Origin of the sequence: Mucilaginibacter gynuensis, from assembly GCF_039541195.1 — a bacterium.
In the GTDB taxonomy this organism is placed as follows: Bacteria; Bacteroidota; Bacteroidia; order Sphingobacteriales; family Sphingobacteriaceae; genus Mucilaginibacter; species Mucilaginibacter gynuensis.
Genome location: NZ_BAABFT010000030.1, coordinates 13,032 through 30,674, shown reverse-complemented (window position 1 = coordinate 30,674; position 17,643 = coordinate 13,032). Strand labels below are relative to the sequence as shown.

Annotated in this window: 14 protein-coding genes; 10 read left to right on the top strand and 4 right to left on the bottom strand. The window is 44.2% G+C overall.

Annotated features, from left to right (window positions below; genetic code table 11):
- Nucleotides 1–176 precede the first annotated feature (176 nt).
- A complete protein-coding gene (locus tag ABD894_RS27550) occupies nucleotides 177–1,976 on the bottom strand; it encodes an ABC transporter ATP-binding protein (RefSeq protein WP_345214328.1) in 1,800 nt (599 codons plus the stop codon).
- An 81-nt stretch (nucleotides 1,977–2,057) separates the two neighbouring features.
- Entirely contained in the window at nucleotides 2,058–2,840 is a 783-nt protein-coding gene (gene truA / locus ABD894_RS27545; protein WP_345214327.1) for a tRNA pseudouridine(38-40) synthase TruA, read from the bottom strand.
- A 180-nt stretch (nucleotides 2,841–3,020) separates the two neighbouring features.
- Here truA and ABD894_RS27540 point away from each other — a divergent pair, with 180 nt between their 5' ends.
- From ABD894_RS27540 to recA, 8 genes are all read left to right on the top strand, one after another.
- Entirely contained in the window at nucleotides 3,021–3,491 is a 471-nt protein-coding gene (locus ABD894_RS27540; RefSeq protein WP_345214326.1) for a DUF4293 domain-containing protein, read from the top strand.
- Nucleotides 3,492–3,493: 2 nt separating this feature from the next.
- Complete coding sequence (lspA, locus tag ABD894_RS27535; RefSeq protein WP_345214325.1) at nucleotides 3,494–4,003, top strand: signal peptidase II; 510 nt, start codon at nucleotides 3,494–3,496, stop codon at nucleotides 4,001–4,003.
- 264 nt (nucleotides 4,004–4,267) lie between these two features.
- On the top strand, nucleotides 4,268–7,141 hold the full coding sequence (gene uvrA / locus ABD894_RS27530; protein ID WP_345214324.1) for an excinuclease ABC subunit UvrA: 2,874 nt from the start codon (nucleotides 4,268–4,270) through the stop codon (nucleotides 7,139–7,141).
- 430 nt (nucleotides 7,142–7,571) lie between these two features.
- Complete coding sequence (locus ABD894_RS27525; protein ID WP_345214323.1) at nucleotides 7,572–9,209, top strand: ABC transporter substrate-binding protein; 1,638 nt, start codon at nucleotides 7,572–7,574, stop codon at nucleotides 9,207–9,209.
- Nucleotides 9,210–9,425: 216 nt separating this feature from the next.
- Nucleotides 9,426–10,010, top strand: a complete 585-nt coding sequence (locus ABD894_RS27520; RefSeq protein WP_345214322.1) for an RNA polymerase sigma factor — start codon at nucleotides 9,426–9,428, stop codon at nucleotides 10,008–10,010.
- 314 nt (nucleotides 10,011–10,324) lie between these two features.
- Nucleotides 10,325–10,522 (top strand): hypothetical protein, encoded by a 198-nt coding sequence (locus ABD894_RS27515; RefSeq protein ID WP_345214321.1) that lies wholly within the window; start codon nucleotides 10,325–10,327, stop codon nucleotides 10,520–10,522.
- A gap of 227 nt (nucleotides 10,523–10,749) precedes the next feature.
- Nucleotides 10,750–11,505 carry an endonuclease III gene (gene nth, locus ABD894_RS27510; RefSeq protein ID WP_345214320.1) on the top strand — a complete coding sequence of 252 codons (756 nt, stop codon included), beginning with the start codon at nucleotides 10,750–10,752 and terminating at the stop codon, nucleotides 11,503–11,505.
- Nucleotides 11,506–11,733: 228 nt separating this feature from the next.
- The gene (gene recA, locus ABD894_RS27505; protein WP_345214319.1) at nucleotides 11,734–12,747 is read left to right on the top strand and encodes a recombinase RecA; all 1,014 of its coding nucleotides are present in this window, start codon (nucleotides 11,734–11,736) and stop codon (nucleotides 12,745–12,747) included.
- Nucleotides 12,748–12,967: 220 nt separating this feature from the next.
- Here recA and map read toward each other — a convergent pair whose 3' ends face one another.
- Both map and ABD894_RS27495 read right to left on the bottom strand, forming a co-directional pair.
- Complete coding sequence (gene map, locus ABD894_RS27500; protein ID WP_345214318.1) at nucleotides 12,968–13,735, bottom strand: type I methionyl aminopeptidase; 768 nt, start codon at nucleotides 13,733–13,735, stop codon at nucleotides 12,968–12,970.
- A gap of 240 nt (nucleotides 13,736–13,975) precedes the next feature.
- Nucleotides 13,976–14,593: a polysaccharide deacetylase family protein gene (locus tag ABD894_RS27495; protein ID WP_345214317.1), complete on the bottom strand. Its 618-nt coding sequence runs from the start codon at nucleotides 14,591–14,593 to the stop codon at nucleotides 13,976–13,978.
- An 88-nt stretch (nucleotides 14,594–14,681) separates the two neighbouring features.
- On the opposite strand from ABD894_RS27495, the gene ABD894_RS27490 reads away from it, so the two are divergent.
- Together ABD894_RS27490 and ABD894_RS27485 are read left to right on the top strand one after the other, a co-directional pair.
- On the top strand, nucleotides 14,682–16,127 hold the full coding sequence (locus ABD894_RS27490) for a TolC family protein (protein ID WP_345214316.1): 1,446 nt from the start codon (nucleotides 14,682–14,684) through the stop codon (nucleotides 16,125–16,127).
- A 24-nt stretch (nucleotides 16,128–16,151) separates the two neighbouring features.
- A complete protein-coding gene (locus ABD894_RS27485) occupies nucleotides 16,152–17,489 on the top strand; it encodes an efflux RND transporter periplasmic adaptor subunit (RefSeq protein WP_345214315.1) in 1,338 nt (445 codons plus the stop codon).
- Nucleotides 17,490–17,643 lie beyond the last annotated feature (154 nt).

Here is a 17,643-nt window from a genome sequence, read left to right as displayed (position 1 = left end):
TTATTATAATTGGGAAAGACCTCATCAAGGTATTAATGGTAAAAAACCTATCGATATGGCCTCCCTAAACAACAAAAAATAAAAGCTAATTCTGTTACCGAATTACATAACCCTTACAGCAATGACGCTTTTTTGCCTAATGGTAAATCTTAACTCTTAATTCCTAACTCTCGAAACTACCTCGCTATCCCCGTTGAGTTTAATTGCAGATCGTACAGTTTACGATAATAGCCGTTTTCAATTTTCAATAATTCCTGATGGGTGCCTGATTCTTTTATTTCGCCATGGTCGAGTACGATGATGCGGTCGGCGCCTTGTATGGTAGAGAGGCGGTGGGCGATAACAACCGCAGTGCGACCCTGCATCAGCTTATCGATAGCGTTTTGTATCAGTATTTCGGTTTCGGTATCTACCGATGAGGTGGCCTCGTCCAGTACCAATATGGCGGGATTATAAACCAGCGCGCGGATAAAGGATATAAGCTGCGCCTGGCCGGCTGATAGGGTAGCCCCGCGTTCCATTACGTTATAATCATAACCTCCGGGCAGGCGTTCAATAAAATCGTGCGCGCCTACATCTTTTGCTGCCGCGATGATCTGCTCGCGGGTAATGCTGTCGTTATTGAGGCTGATGTTGTTGGCAATAGTATCGCTAAACAAAAATACATCCTGTATAACGGTAGCGATTTTCGATCGCAGGTAACTTACCTCGTAATCTTTGATGTTATGCCCGTCAACCTTTACGCTGCCCTTGCTGATCTCGTAAAAACGGTTGAGGATATTAATGGTTGATGATTTGCCCGCGCCTGTAGCGCCAACCAAAGCCAGCGTTTCGCCCGGTTTTACATGGAAGCTGATATCCTTCAACACCCAGTTCTCATCATTATAAGCAAACCAAACGTTCTCGAATAAAATATCGCCGTCTAATGTGGCGGGTTTTAGTTCGCCATTGTTTTCGGCAATTTCGTTGGTGTCTAATACCTTGAAGATCCTGTCGGCACCCACCATGCCCATTTGCAGGGTGTTGAATTTATCGGCCAGTTGCCTTATGGGGCGAAACAATAAGTTGAGCAGGGTAATAAAAGCGATGATAGTACCCGCGGTTACCCCTTTCGGATTGGCCGAAAAAGCGCTGAGCTCTTCATCCGTAAGGATACGTTTGCAGCCATACCATACCAGCAGACCTATACAAACGGCGAACAGAATTTCCACTACCGGAAAAAATATCGAGTACGACCAGTTTGAGCGGATGTGGGCATCGCGGTGTTTTTGGTTTACATTACGAAACTTACGGAACTCCTGATCTTCGCGGGCGAAGTACTGTATAATGCTGATGCCCGAAATATGTTCCTGCAAAAAGGTGTTCAGTTGCGCTACCTGTGTACGCACTTCCTGAAAGGCCGATTTGATAGCCTCTTTAAACACAAAGGTAGCTGCCAGTAAAAAAGGCATCGGTATCAGGGTGATCAAGGCCAGTTTCCAGTCCTCATGCAGCATATAGGCGATGATGGCTACCAAAACCAGCATATCGCCCATAATGGAGATTAAACCTTCGGCAAAGATATCGGCAATAGTTTCCAGGTCAGATACGGTACGGGTAATAAGCATGCCGATAGGTGTCCGGTCGAAATATTTCAAACGCAGATCGGTAATGTGATTAAACACATCAATCCGCAAGTCGCGGATAACAGATTGCCCCAGCGCGTTGGTTAAATAGGTTTGGTAATATTGCGCTACTGTTTGCACCAGTAACTGGCCAATCATCAGCATCACCATAAAAACCAGTCCGTCATAATCGCCGGTCATGATGTGGTTATCCAGTGTTTTTTCTATCAGGATAGGTTGCACCAACACAATCACCGCCAAAAAAACGGTAAGCAGCATACCTATAATAAAGGTTTTATTATAAGGCTTTACGTAATGCATTACCCTGCCCAGCAATTTCCAATCAAGCGCTTTTCCGGTTACTTCTGCCATGTTACCCCCCAGCCCCCTAAAGGGGGAGCTTTTTGTAAAAATATGTTTTTATAATAACTCATTGAATTACTTGTTCCCCCTTCAGGGGGTTAGGGGGTACGGATACCTTACCTCTGTTAAATATAAACCGCAGGCCGGTACCGATGTACCTGCTTTGCTGCGGTTTTTGCTTTCAATTATACCGCGTACGGCTTCGGGCGGTATGTCGCCTTTGCCTACCATTATTAATGTGCCCACTATAGCCCGTACCATATTGCGTAAAAACCTGTCGGCCGAAATATGGAAAACAATGCTGCCATCATCTTTCATTATCCATTCGGCACGACTTATTTTGCAATTATTGGTCATGGTTTGGGTATTTGATTTGCTGAAGCAGCTAAAATCGGTATACTCCATAATAATAGCCGCGGCACGGTTCATCAAATCCAAATCGGGCACATCGCGCAGCAACCACGAATAACCATGCTTAAATGGATCTTTATTAAAATGAATATGATACTCATAAGAGCGCAAGGTAGCATCAAAACGCGCGTGCGCGTCATCGGCCACCTCGATTATATTTTTTATAGCGATATCGTAAGGCAGTAGGGCGTTAAGCCCCCCCAACCCCCTGAAGGAGGAGTTTTCAAAAGCATTGGCTCCCCCTTCAGGGGGCTGGGGGGTTACATGCAGATAAAACTGCGTTGCGTGCACCCCTGTATCGGTACGGCCGCAGCCAATTGTTTCTATGGGGCAACGCAGCAATGTGCTGAGGGCTTTGTTCACCAGTTCCTGCACGGTTACGGCGTTGGGCTGTACCTGCCAGCCATGGTAATGCGTACCATCATAAGCCAGTTCAATAAAATAACGTTTCGCGTTTACCACGGTGCAAAGTTAATAAACCGCGGCCTATGTTTATGGCTTGTGGCACGGCTATAAAAAATCCTGACACGCGGCATATTTATTTCAAAGGCATTCACTTATCTTTGCCCGTAAACGCAGGGCAAACGGTGGATAAATAATCACCGGATTAAGCTGCCGGGCGATATAAATATTTAAAACAACATGATACAACGCATACAATCTATTTATCTTTTTTTAGCCACCTTGGTGTTATTCGCCCTGTACCTTTTTCCGCTGGTGCATAATGTAAACCTTAACGGGGTAATATCAAGCATCAACGTACAAGGTGTTTACCAGGAAATGGCCGAAGGCAAGGTATACAGCATCGAGTTTATCGCCATTAAAATATTAACCGCCGTGGTGGCCATATTGCCAACGCTTATCATTTTCTTTTATAAAAAACGCAAACAGCAAATAGCCTTATGCTACAGCGCTATATTGGTTATTATAGGCTATAGCTTTTGGATGGCGCAAACGGTAAAGGGAGTATCTGAAGGCGCTTTGGAGATCAATACCAGCAATATGGGTATCGGTTTATTCCTGAGTTCGGTAAGTATTATATTGGTTATTTTCGCGTTAAAATCAATACAGCGCGATGAAAAACTGGTGCGCTCGGCCGATAGGTTAAGATAATCATGAAGAAAAGCATTAAGATAGCCGTATTTGTACTTACCGCCTTCGCATTCATCAGTTGCGATAGGGTAACCAAAAACCTGGCGAAAGAACACCTGCAATTTGAAGCTCCGAAATCATACCTCAATAATTTTTTCAGGCTGGAGTATGTGGAGAATACCGGTGCCGCGCTTAGCCTGGGCGATAACCTGCCGCAGCCTTACAGCTTTATATTGCTGAGCATATTGCCGCTGCTGTTTATGCTGGTAATGATAGGTTATACCTTTTACAATATCAAAAAGCTCGACAGCCTTAAACTGATCGCTTTGTCGCTGGTTATTTCGGGCGGCCTGGGTAATATTATCGACAGGCTGCTATACGACAGGCACGTTACCGATTTTATGAATATGGGGATACTGGGCATCCGTACCGGTATATTCAACGTGGCCGATATGTGCGTAACCGCAGGCGCTATCATGCTCATCATCGCATACCGCAAAAACGCGGAACCTGAGCAACCGCAGGTAGCATAATTTATGATAGTTGCGATCTTAGTTTGCTCAATAACAGCATGTATGTTTATTGAGATGTGCTTTTTTGCAAGATAAGTATGGTTATTCCGCTACGCTTTTCACGCATCCGTCATAGTTAAAACTAAATCTGCGCATTACTTGCATTTTGCTAAACATTTTAGGATTTTTGCACTTTCTTATTGAGCCGGTGGTTAATAGCCGCGGGCGATAGCAATTTAACCATGGCTTGTAAACGAGTTGCCGTGGAAATACCAAAGGATACCAATGATCAACGAAGCTGAAAAAGACGCGCAAAAACATATTATAATAAAAGGGGCAAGGGTACACAATCTTAAAAATATTGATGTAGCCATTCCTAAAAACAAACTGGTAGTGGTAACCGGTATGTCGGGTTCGGGCAAGTCGTCGTTGGCTTTCGATACCCTATATGCCGAAGGTCAGCGCCGTTATGTAGAGAGCCTTTCATCGTACGCGCGCCAGTTTTTGGGCCGTATGAACAAGCCCGATGTTGATTATATTAAAGGGATAGCCCCGGCCATAGCCATTGAGCAAAAGGTGATCACCTCTAACCCGCGTTCAACTGTGGGTACTTCAACCGAGATATACGATTACTTGAAGCTGCTTTTTTCGCGCATCGGCAAAACCATATCGCCGGTATCGGGTGGTTTGGTGAAAAAGGATAGTGTAACTGACGTGATCAATTTTATTATGACGCTGCCCAACGATACGCAGGTAACCATACTTTGCCCGCTGCACCCGCATAATAACCGTAGCCTGAAAGAAGAGCTGGCGGTACTATTACAAAAGGGTTTTGTACGTGTGGAATACAACGGCAAGCTGACCCGTATTGAAGCCCTGCTGGAAGATGAAACCATTACTTCTGATGCCTCATGGGTAATTGACGACGGCGAAGGTTCATCGGGCAAAAACAATAAGAAAACCATTCAGAATAAAACACAGGTACGTATAGTGATTGACCGTGTTACCAAAAATGAAGAAGATGAAACGGTAAGTCGTCTGGGCGATAGTATCCAAACCGCCTTTTTTGAAGGTAAGGGCGATAGTTTTGTGCGCTACCAGGAGCCCGAAGCCGCTGAAGAAACCGAACGTTTCTTTTGCGACCGCTTTGAGCTGGACGGTATCCGTTTTGAAGAACCTACGCCCAACTTTTTCAGCTTTAACAACCCTTACGGCGCCTGCAAAAAATGCGAAGGTTATGGTAAGGTAATTGGTATTGATGAAGATTTGGTAATACCCGATAAAAGTAAAACCATATACGAGGGCGCCATTGCCCCCTGGCGCGGCGAAAAAATGCGCGAGTGGAACGACGCCCTGGTGAAAAGCGCGCTGCAATTTGACTTTCCGATACACCGCCAGTACAACCAGCTGACCGAAAAGCAGCAGCGATTGCTGTGGACGGGTAACAAATATTTCCGTGGGTTGGATGCCTTTTTTAAGGAAATGGAGGAGCAAACCTATAAGATACAATACAGGGTGCTGCTATCCCGCTACCGCGGAAAAACTACCTGCCCCGAATGTAAGGGAAGCCGCTTAAGGCAGGATGCATCATATGTGAAAATAAACGCCAAATCAATTACCGATGTGGTGCTGATGCCTTTAGATAAAGCCTTCGAGTTTTTTAACGGACTGCAATTATCAGAGAACGATGCCAAGATTGGTAAGCGCCTGTTGATGGAAATTACCAATCGCCTCAACTTTTTGAACGATGTAGGCTTGAGCTATTTAACGCTTAATCGCTTGTCGAACACTTTGTCGGGCGGTGAATCGCAGCGTATCAACCTGGCTACTTCATTAGGCAGTAGTTTGGTGGGGTCTGTTTACGTGTTGGATGAACCGAGCATTGGCTTGCACCCGCGTGATACCCAACGGTTGATCAGTGTATTGAAATCATTGCGCGACGTGGGCAATACCGTATTGGTGGTAGAGCACGAAGAAGAGGTAATGAAAGCCGCCGACCATATTATTGACATCGGTCCCGAAGCAGGTACGCATGGCGGTCAGCTGGTGTTTTCGGGTACTTATGATGAAATTATAAAGGATGACAAAAGCCTAACCGGTGCTTATTTAAGCGGCAGGCAAGAAATTGCCATACCCGCCACCCGCCGTAAATGGAACGACTTTATAGAAATAAAAGGCGCCCGCGAAAATAACCTGCGCCATGTTACCGCTAAGTTCCCGTTAGGGGTGCTTACCGTGGTTACAGGGGTATCAGGTTCGGGTAAAACCAGTTTGGTGAAACGCATACTGGCGCCTGCCCTGCAAAAAACACTGGGCAACTATAACGGCGAGCAAACAGGCTTGTACGATAGTATTGATGGCGACTTCAATAAAATTGAGCAGGTAGAACTGGTTGATCAAAACCCGATAGGGCGTTCGTCGCGCTCAAACCCGGTGACTTATGTAAAGGCCTGGGACGAGATCCGTAACCTGTTTGCCGCGCAGCCTGCTGCTAAAGCTTCGGGTTTAAAACCATCAGCCTTTTCGTTCAACGTAGAGGGCGGTCGTTGTGATGTTTGCCAGGGTGAGGGGGAAGTAAAGATAGAGATGCAGTTTATGGCCGATATCTTTTTAACCTGCGAAACCTGCGGCGGCAAGCGTTTTAAACAGCACATTCTGGATGTGGTTTACAATGAAAAGAATGTATCTGAAATACTGAACCTTACCATTGATGAGGCGCTGGAATTTTTCGCTAAAGAACCAAAGATCCTTGCTAAAATAAAACCATTGGTTGATGTAGGCTTGGGTTATGTACAGCTGGGGCAATCTTCAAATACGCTGTCGGGTGGTGAAGCGCAGCGGATCAAGCTGGCATCCTTCCTGGTGAAAGGGAATAACACCCACAAAACACTATTCATATTTGACGAGCCAACCACCGGGCTGCATTTTGCCGATATTAAAAAACTGCTGAAATCGTTCGACGCGTTGTTAGAGCACGGTAATACCATTATTGTTATCGAGCACAATATGGACGTAATTAAATGTGCCGACTGGGTAATAGACATCGGCCCCGAAGGCGGCGACAAAGGCGGCAACGTAGTATTTGAAGGCCTGCCCGAAGACCTGATAAAAGAAAAGAAATCATACACCGGTAAGTTTTTGAAAGAAAGGTACTCTTAATAGGGTTGTAGGTTGTGTGTTGTAAGTTGTGAGTAGGTTTGAGCTTCGTGGTTCGAGGCTTCAGGTTCGTGGTTTAATCCTTTTGTCATTGCGAAGAATGAAGCAATCACGTCGCGTTTAACTCAGCATAGCGAACAACAATTCCTGCTATCGCGAGTTTAGCATAGCGTAACTCGTGACTTACGCATGGGGTAAGCTTTCAGCTTACAAAAAACATGATGTACAGCGGCTGGAGGCCGCGTAATAGTCGTCACCCGGCTGTAGCCGTAGCGACTGTTGTTTTGTATCTCAAACCCTGAACTGGTCTCTCTTATTTAAAAATCTCTGTGTAACTCCGTGGAAACCTCTGTGTACTTTGTGGTTAAATCTTCTGCTCACCTACACTCACAAAATGACATTATCTTCAAAAATGCTTAACTATATTTAGCTAATGAACAAGTGGCTGCTGTGCTTTTTATATTTAACTATTAATGCAATAGCATTTACTTCATGCCATCAGGGTAGCTCAACGGATGGTAAAACCGTGTTTAGCCTCAACCTCGAAGAAGGCCTTACCTCGCTCGATCCTGCTTTTGCCCGTAACAAGAACGCGCTATCAATGGATAACCAGTTGTATAACGGACTGGTGCAAATTAACGATAGCCTAAAGACAGTACCCTGCATAGCCAAAAGCTGGGATATCAGTGCTGACGGCAAGCAGTACACCTTTCACCTGCGTAACGATGTGTATTTTCATGATGATGCACAGTTTAAGGGAGGGAAAGGCCGCAGATGTGTAGCGGCAGATTTTGTGTATAGCTTCGGCAGGCTGATCGACTCAAAGGTAGCTTCATCGGGTTCGTGGATATTTAGCGACAAGGTAAAGGGCAAGGGGGCATTCATCGCTGTAGATGATACTACATTCCGCATTCAGCTGAAACAGCCTTTCCCGCCGCTCTTAAGTCTACTCACGGCGCAATATGGCTCGGTAGTACCGCATGAGGTGGTTGATCATTATGGAAAAGATTTCAGGAGCCATCCGGTAGGTACCGGTCCTTTCAAATTTAAATACTGGAAAGAGCAGGAGGTAATGGTGCTGTTAAAGAACGAGCATTATTGGGAAAAGGACAGCGCAGGCAGGCCGTTGCCATATCTGGATGCTGTTAAAACCACTTTCATCAGCGATAAGCAAACCGCCTTTATGGAGTTTATTAAAAAGAAACTTGACTATTTTAACGGTATTGATGGCAGCTACCGCGATGATATACTTACCAAGGGCGGCAAGCTCACCAAGAAATACCGGGGCAAGTTTACCATCAGCATCAGGCCGTATTTAAATACCGAGTACCTGGGGGTATTGGTGGATAGCAACCTCGGCATCGTAAAACATTCCCCGCTAAAAGTGCTGAAAATACGGCAGGCCATTAATTACGCTATCGATAAAAAGAAGATGGTTAAATACCTGCGCAATAGTATTGGCACACCTGGTTATGCGGGCTTTATCCCCGAAGGAATGCCGGGCTTTGATGCAGCACAGGTGAAAGGCTACAGCTATGATCCTGAAAAAGCACGGCGATTACTGGCCGAAGCCGGTTTCCCTAATGGCCGCAACCTGCCCGAAATTGTGCTGAACACTACCACTACCTACCGCGATTTGATAGAATACATACAAGGCCAGCTGGAGCGGGTGAACATAAAAACCCGGGTAGAGGTAACACAAGGCGCCAGTTTGCGCGAGTTGATCGCCAAAAATGGGGTGAACTTTTTCCGTGGTTCGTGGGTGGCCGATTATCCCGATGGTGAAAACTATCTGTCGCTATTCTACTCAAAAAACAAAATACCTTTCGGCCCCAATTATACAGGTTTTAACAATAAAGCTTTCGACGCGCTGTTTGAGCAGACCTATAATGTGAAGGATGAAGAGGCCCGTTATGCTTTGTACAGGCGTATGGATAACCTGGTGATGCAGCAATCGCCGGTGGTAATATTGTATTACGATAGGCTGGTGAATTTGTACCAAAACAACGTTACAGGCTATAGCCAAAACGGGCAAAACCTTTTGATTTTAAAACGCGTAAAAAAGTTGTAAATACAGGCTGATAAATAGCTTTTAATTATATCCGAAAAAACTTTATCTTTACGTTAAACGTAATTACAGTTATATAGTCAAACAATTAAATTTGCATTTTATTGTAATTTTTGTTTTATTTGAAATAAACAAATTTCTTCACCCCTAAAGAAAATCCTATAGAGTAGAAACTTTACTTAACATTTTAACGAACTTAATTTAAGTACAAGTCATTCTATGGATTTTAAATTGCAAAGTGATCAGGATCTAATCCATCTTTATATCTCGGGTGATGAAGCGGGGCTGGTAGAACTTATACGCCGTTATCAAACCAAAATTTACACGTCCATATACCTGCTGGTTAAAGATGAATACCTTGCCGAAGATATATTTCAGGACACCTTTATAAAAGTTATCAATACCCTTAAAGCCGGCAAATACAACGAAGAAGGTAAGTTTTTACCTTGGGTTACACGTATTGCCCATAACCTGGTTATTGACCATTTTCGCCGCGAAAAGCGTGCGCCTATGGTAAGTAATGGCGACGACTTTGATATTTTTGATGTGCTGGGCAACTATGATGAGAGTACCGAGGACCGCATGGTGCGCGAGCAAACCCATAAAGACCTTAAATCGCTTATTCAGCTATTGCCGTCAGAGCAAAAAGAAGTATTGATTATGCGTCACTTTGGCGATATGAGCTTTAAGGAAATTGCCGACATTACTGATGTAAGCATCAACACCGCGCTGGGCCGTATGCGTTACGCGCTCAACAACCTGCGCAAAATGATGCAGAGCAAAGAGCTTAGCCTGAAAAATTAATTTCATGTAAGAGCCGTAAGCGCGGTATCTTGCTGATGTAAAGAGGATTCGCGCAGCGTAATAAATATATTACACGCCGTTATAATATTACCACAATCAGTTGCCTAAAAATGCGTTTATATGCATATAAAGCCCGTTTGGTAAAATTATAACGGCGTTTTTATGTGTCATATAGGGTAATAAAATACCTTATAATTAAATTGCCCCACCCGTTATTATACTCAAACAAAAAATTTCATCAAATTTTCATCTTTCTATAAAATAATTCTAAACCCGGTGCGTTATAGTTTCGTATAATTTATTAAAAAACGCTTATGGGAGAAACCTCTACAAAAAACTTATTTGCAGTCACTAATAATATGATAGTGAAGGAGAAAAACGCGACAGAAAATCTGGATGCGGACGAACTGATATTTTATCATTCCCTCCGCACTGACATGGCTCTTCTGGAGAAGAAGCCAAAGCTGCAAACCATTCATCACATACTGGATTACTCTAAGAGTCTTCGCTAAGCTGATGATAAGGTATTTTAGTTGATGGATCATAGTTCGCAGGAATTGGTAACATCAGTTTGGTATCAGATTAGATTGAAAATACCGATACGAATGCCCGCGAACTATGACCCATTAGCTGTTTCTACAAATCATGGCAATGTACTATTTGCATTGTAGTAAACGGCCTGCTATAAAATCAGGCGCGGGTTTCGCTCTTAACCGCTATCTACTTATATCTTTGCTGCATGCTAAAGAAAGAACGCTACCGGCATTTTGTTGAATACTTTTCTAAAAATCAGCCCAACCCCGTTACCGAACTTCATTATAATTCGCCCTACCAGTTACTGGTGGCAGTTATACTATCGGCCCAATGTACTGATAAGCGCATTAACCAGGTAACCCCGGCACTTTTCGAACGTTTTCCGGATGCTGAAAGCCTGGCCGCATCAAACCCCGACGAAATATTTACTTACATACGCAGCGTAAGTTATCCTAACAATAAAGCCAAACACCTGGCCGGAATGGGTAAAATGCTCGTGCACGATTTTAACAGTGTAGTACCCGCCGAAGTAGACGAGCTGCAAAAGCTGCCCGGTGTAGGCCGAAAAACCGCTAACGTAATTGCCTCGGTGATATATGATGCCCCGGCCATCGCGGTAGATACCCACGTTTTCAGGGTATCTAACCGGATAGGGCTTACCACTAATGCCACCACGCCGCTCGCCGTTGAAAAAGAACTAACAAAATACCTGCCGCAAGATTTGCTGGGGGTAGCCCATCACTGGCTGATATTGCATGGCCGTTATATATGTGTGGCAAGATCGCCCAAGTGCGATGTTTGCGCGCTTACCTGGTTTTGCCGCTACTACGAACGCAATAATACCGAGACCGCCCTGCTGAAAGCCGAAGCCCTCAAACTTAAAAAAGCCAAAGATGCGAAAAAGAAGAAAGCCCAAACTACCCTGCACAAAGAGCTAAGCAAGCGCAGTGTTGATAAATGATGGTTGATTGATGATATGGAGTTAGGTATGTTTACTTAGTAAAAGTTGCAGACCTGTATTTCTCACTAACTGTCATGCTGAGGTACGAAGCATCTGTCGGCGATCTTTAAAGCGAAGAAGATTCTTCACTATGTTCAGAATGACAGATTTTTTTCAAGAAAAAAATAATTACTAATTTTTTTAGTAATTGATAAATAAGTTTTTATATTTGTTACAGATATTTATACCATGAGTAACGCAGATAAATTGAAGGCACTACAGCTTACATTAGATAAGCTGGAAAAATCATACGGAAAAGGAACCATCATGAAACTGGGCGACAGTGTAGTGGAACCTACCGAAGTTATACCTACCGGTTCTATCGGTTTGGATATTGCTTTGGGTGTGGGCGGTTTACCTAAAGGCCGTGTTATTGAAATATACGGCCCGGAATCGTCGGGTAAAACAACCCTGGCTATCCATGCCATTGCCGAAGCGCAAAAGAAAGGTGGCATTGCCGCATTCATTGACGCGGAGCATGCTTTTGATAAATTTTATGCCAAAAAATTAGGTGTTGATGTAGAGAACCTGCTGATATCACAACCGGATAACGGTGAGCAGGCGCTTGAAATTGCCGATAATCTGATCCGCTCGGGAGCTATCGATATCCTGGTGATCGACTCTGTTGCCGCACTGGTGCCTAAGGCCGAAATTGAAGGTGAAATGGGCGATTCTAAAATGGGTTTACAAGCCCGTTTAATGTCGCAGGCTTTACGTAAGCTAACCGGTACCATCAGCAAAACAGGATGTTGCTGTATTTTCATCAACCAGCTGCGCGATAAAATTGGTGTAATGTTCGGTAACCCCGAAACCACTACCGGTGGTAACGCCCTTAAATTTTACGCATCAGTACGTTTGGATGTACGCCGTATATCACAAATTAAAGACAGTGATGAAGTTTCAGGTAACCGTGTTAAGGTGAAGATCGTAAAAAACAAAGTTGCGCCTCCGTTCCGTATTGCTGAATTTGATATCATGTTTGGTGAAGGTATTTCAAAATCGGGCGAGATCATTGACCTGGGTGTTGAATATAACATCATTAAAAAAGCAGGTTCATGGTTTAGCTATGGCGATACCCGCTTAGGTCAGGGTCGTGATGCGGTTAAACAACTGATACTGGATAACCCGGAACTGATGGAAGAACTGGAAACCAAAATAAAACAAACAGTAACCGGCGAAAGCTTACAAGTAGAGCCGGCTTAAGTTATTCGATTTTAATATTTATTATGTGAGGCCTTTCCGCGAATGCGGAAGGGCTTTTTTGTTTTAAGAGAGCGTTGTATGGATTGAGGCTTCTATTTATTTTAACCACAAAGTGCACGAAGTTTTGCACGGAGTTACACAGAGATTTTTAATAAAATGGTAAGGCCTTTGTGTGCTTTGTGGTTTTCGCTCTGTGGCCTTTGTGGTTTATTACGCTAACTTAAAAATCCCAGATACCGTTATTTTTAGTGAGTATTACCGGCTCGCCATCGGTTACTAAAATAGTATGCTCGTGCTGCGCTACGTAACCGCCTTTGTTGCCGATTAGTCCCCAGGTATCGGCACCTTCGTTAGCGTAGGTTGATTGGGTAGAGATAAAAGTTTCAATTGCCACTACCGAGTTTTTGCGGAAACGGGTTTTGTTGAATTTATCGTAGCAATTCAGTATCTCATGCGGTGCCTCATGCAGGCTACGCCCAACACCATGACCGGCCAGGTTCTTGATCACCTTAAAGCCATGTTTGGCCGCCTGTGTTTCTATCAGTTTACCAATATCGGCAATTTTAACACCGCCTTTTATCTGGCTCAATGCTTTTTGTAAAATCTGTTTAGAGGCATCAACCAGAGCTGTATGCCCGTTAATGTCTTCACCCAATACAAATGATCCGCCATTGTCGGCCCAAAAGCCATCCAGTTCGGCAGATACATCGATGTTCACCAAATCTCCTTCACGAAATATCTTATCAGCCGACGGGATACCATGTGCAACCTCATTATTTACACTGATACAGGTATGTCCCGGGAAATCATAAGTAAGTTTTGGTGCAGATACCGCGCCCAACTTAGCCAACATATCACCGCCAAAATCGTCCAGCTCCTTTGCCGACATACCCACACGGCAATGCTCGCGCATAGCTTTAAGGGTTAAAGCAACCGCTTCGCTTACTTTTTGCATTCCTGTTAGTTCGTCGTTAGAGCTGATAGACATGGCGTTATTATTTAATTATTCACAAAGATACCCAACCTGTAGTTGAATAACATAATCAAAATGTCAGGTTCGGGGCGAGGGAGTGTTCAGGTTCGAGGTTTGTGGTTCGGGTGGAAGTATGTGTAAAGAGAGGTCTCAATTCTCTGTGTAACTCCGTGAAACCTTCGTGCTCTTTGTGGTTAAATCAACTACTCGATGGTTTTATTTTTCCTGATTCCTAAATCTTTACTCTTGCTTCACTCAAAGAGAATTAAAGCTATACCCCTCCTTACTCCAAACCTCCATCGCCCTGGGCAGCACGTACTCCAGCCGATTAAAGGCTTTTATACTATCGTGAAATACTATAATGGAATTTTCTTCGGTATGTTTCAGTACGTTTTTCAGGCAATCCTCCGGCCTCAAAAGCATATCGAAATCGCCGCTGAGTACATTCCACATAATGATGTTGATATCCGGTCGCGCGTTTTTAAGCAGTGCCACCTGCGATTTTTTTATGCGCCCGTAAGGCGGCCTAAACAGCGGTGTATCTAAAAGTTTATTGGCTTGTAAAAAATTATCCAGGTAGATAATGTCATCTGTTTTCCAGCCTTTCAGGTGGTTAAAGGTATGGTTGCCTATAGCGTGACCGGCGTTTTTTACCTCCTCGAAAATCTCCGGATGTTTGCCTACATTATCGCCAATGCAAAAGAAAGTGGCTTTCGCATTGTACTCTTTTAAAATATTTAGTACAAATGGTGTAACAATGGGTATAGGACCGTCGTCAAAAGTCAAATAAATACAACGGCCATTGGGTTTGGCATCCCACGTTAATTGCGGGTATAGCTTTTTTAACAGCCAGGGTGTTTTAACAAGGTACATTTTACAAATTACGCTAAATGTTTCATTTTAAGTAACAAAAAACTTTGGTAGAAATACCGCATTTCTTACCATTGTACGATCAATCCTCATGAAACTAAACATACTCACAAAAATAAAAGTAACCGGAATTAGCCTGGCCGCGCTATCAATACTAAGCATTAATGCACACGCGCAGGAGAAAATTGGATTGCAGCGTGCCGTAACACTCGCTCTTGAGCGTAACCTTACTATAAAGCAAGCGCAGTTTAACGAGGCCTTAACCAACGAAGATCTTAAGCAGTCGCGATATAACCTGCTGCCCAGCGTAAGCGCTAATCCGCAGGGATCGCTCAACTTTGGTCGTAGTGTCGATCCGTCAACCAACCAGTTCACCAATCAGCGTGTTTTTGGTTTAAGCGGGAGCGTAAACGCGCAGGTAGTGCTGTTTCAGGGCGGGCAATTACGTAACCAGATTATCCAAAACAAGATCTTGTTAGAGGCCGATCGTACCAATACCGCCAAGGTAAAGAACGATCTTACCCTGAATGTGGTAACTACCTACTTGTCGGTTTTAACCAACCAGGATCTGGTAACTGCAGCTATTCAGCAAATAGACATAGCCAAACTTACTTTAGACAGGGCGCAGAAGAACTTTAACGCCGGTAACCAAACGCTGGCCGATCTGTCGCAGGCGAAGGCGCAGCTGTCAACTGCCGAGCTGAACCTTACCAACGCCCAAAACCAGCTGGAACTATCTGTGTTAACATTAAAACAATACATGGAAATGGCGCCCGGTACCGAGATAGAGATTGAACGCCCGGATGTTAGCAAGCTGGCTATCCAAACGAAATACAACGCCGAAGAAGTTTTTAAAACAGCGCTGAATGTTAACCCGGATGTACGTTTGGCCGAAATACGCCGGGATGGTTTTAAACAAGCTATCCAGATAGCACGGGGCGCATACTACCCAAGTTTGGTATTATTCGGTTCGGCCGGTACCAATTATTCCGACGCGCGTAGCCTGCTTAGCGGGTACGGGCCGACCGGCAAAGACGAAATTACAGGTTATTTAAATGGCGATCTGTCGCAGCCGGTTACCATGCCGGGGATAGCGCCAATCACCAGCAAATACCCTTTCAGCAGGCAAATATCTGATAACTTTAACCAATCGGTAGGGTTAACCTTGCAGATCCCTATCTTCAATAGGTTTACCACACGTACCGCGGTGCGCAAGGCGAAAATAACTTATGAAAATGCCGAAGTAACCGCGCAATTAGCTAAAAACAACTTAAGCAAAATTATTTACCAGGCAGTATGGGATGTGCAGGCTGCCGAAAAAAGATTGCAATCAACCTCGCAAACTTACGAGGCTAATAAAGAAGCCTACAACGTAATACTACAACGCTACAACGTTGGTTTGGTAAACTCGCTCGACCTGAATACCTCACTTACCAACCTGAACAAAGCGCAGTTTGATATGATCGAAGCTAAATATCAGCTTGTTTTCAGGAGCAAGGTGATTGATTACTATCTCGGAAACCCTATAACATTATAAAACATACAAAATACTGATCTGATCATGGGAAAGACTACTAAATATATTTTGATAATAATAGGTGCACTTATCGCATTGCTTATTATTGGTAAGGTAACCGGATTTATTGGAGGGCCAACCAAAACACAGGTAGCCACCGAAAAATCGGCCGAGCGTACCATTACCGAAACGGTATCGGCCAGCGGTAAAATTAAACCGCACATAGAAGTTAAAATTAGTGCCGAGGTATCTGGCGAGATCGTCGACCTGCCTATTAAGGAAGGTGATGTGGTTAAAAAAGGCCAATTGCTGTGCCGTATCCGCCCGGATATTTTAAAGTCGGGTTACGAGCGTGCTGTGGCATCATACAATACACAAAAAGCAAGCGTAGGTAATTCGGCCCAAATGTTAAAACAGGCCGAGGCTACCTTTAACAACCAGGCATCGATATATAAACGTAATAAGGAGCTCTTTGATAACAAGGTGGTAACTGCCGCCGAATTTGAAAATGCCAAAGCCGCTTACGAAGGTGCAAAGGCCAGCTATGAGGCAGCCAAACAAAATGTTATCGGTTCAAAATTCGGATTGGAGCAATCACAGGCTTCGGTTAAAGAGGCGCAGGACAACCTGGCTAAAACAAGTATTTTTTCTCCGGTTGATGGTGTGGTTTCAAAGCTATCTATAGAAAAAGGTGAGCGTGTATTAGGAACCATCCAAATGGCAGGTACCGAAATGATGACCATCTCTGATTTGAGCGAAATGGATGTAAACGTTGATGTGAACGAGAACGACATTAATCGTGTAAGCCTGGGCGATGAATCGACCATTGAGGTAGATGCATTTTTAGGTAAGAAATTTACCGGTAAGGTAACCGAGATAGGTAGTTCGGCCAATGTGGTAGGTACCAATGCCGACCAGGTGACCAACTTCACCGTTAAGGTACGTATCGATTCGGCTTCATACACTGGCCTCATCAACAAAAACGCGTCGAACCCATCACCATTCCGCCCGGGATTGACGGCTACGGTTGAGATCAGCACTAACAAGGTAAAAGCATTGGCAGTGCCTATTCAATCGGTAACTACACGTGCCGAAAAGAAAGCGGAAACAACCAAAAAAGATGAAGACGACAGCAAAAAGAAAATAAGCGAACCTGTAAAAGAGTATGTGTTTGTATACAGCGTTGGTAAGGTAAAACAAGTGCAGGTAACCACCGGCATACAGGATGATACTTATATACAAGTATTAAGCGGCCTAAAAGCCGGCGAAGAAGTAGTGTCGGCACCGTACCCGGCCATCTCAAAAACGTTAAAAGATAAAGAAGAAGTGGAGAAGGTGGATAAAAGCAAGCTCTTTACCAAAGATGCTAAAGTAGGCGAATAACAAACCAAAACCATATACAATTACCAAGGCTTGCACCGTAAAGGTGTGAGCCTTTTTTTGTTGAGGGGGGCTGAGGTATTTGTTGATGAAATAGCGGCGAAACCCACACACTGCCACTTCAAAGGGCTGCGCTCGCCCCTCACAAGCGTGGGAA

Bases quoted from the DNA above. Each gene is read 5' to 3' on its own strand.
- ABD894_RS27525 (WP_345214323.1), top strand. From the start codon at position 7,572: ATGAACAAGTGGCTGCTGTGCTTTTTATATTTAACTATTAATGCAATA.
- recA (WP_345214319.1), top strand. From the start codon at position 11,734: ATGAGTAACGCAGATAAATTGAAGGCACTACAGCTTACATTAGATAAG.
- ABD894_RS27540 (WP_345214326.1), top strand. From the start codon at position 3,021: ATGATACAACGCATACAATCTATTTATCTTTTTTTAGCCACCTTGGTG.
- ABD894_RS27515 (WP_345214321.1), top strand. From the start codon at position 10,325: ATGGGAGAAACCTCTACAAAAAACTTATTTGCAGTCACTAATAATATG.
- ABD894_RS27520 (WP_345214322.1), top strand. From the start codon at position 9,426: ATGGATTTTAAATTGCAAAGTGATCAGGATCTAATCCATCTTTATATC.
- ABD894_RS27495 (WP_345214317.1), bottom strand. From the start codon at position 14,593: ATGTACCTTGTTAAAACACCCTGGCTGTTAAAAAAGCTATACCCGCAA.
- lspA (WP_345214325.1), top strand. From the start codon at position 3,494: ATGAAGAAAAGCATTAAGATAGCCGTATTTGTACTTACCGCCTTCGCA.
- ABD894_RS27485 (WP_345214315.1), top strand. From the start codon at position 16,152: ATGGGAAAGACTACTAAATATATTTTGATAATAATAGGTGCACTTATC.
- map (WP_345214318.1), bottom strand. From the start codon at position 13,735: ATGTCTATCAGCTCTAACGACGAACTAACAGGAATGCAAAAAGTAAGC.
- ABD894_RS27490 (WP_345214316.1), top strand. From the start codon at position 14,682: ATGAAACTAAACATACTCACAAAAATAAAAGTAACCGGAATTAGCCTG.
- uvrA (WP_345214324.1), top strand. From the start codon at position 4,268: ATGATCAACGAAGCTGAAAAAGACGCGCAAAAACATATTATAATAAAA.
- nth (WP_345214320.1), top strand. From the start codon at position 10,750: ATGCTAAAGAAAGAACGCTACCGGCATTTTGTTGAATACTTTTCTAAA.
- ABD894_RS27550 (WP_345214328.1), bottom strand. From the start codon at position 1,976: ATGGCAGAAGTAACCGGAAAAGCGCTTGATTGGAAATTGCTGGGCAGG.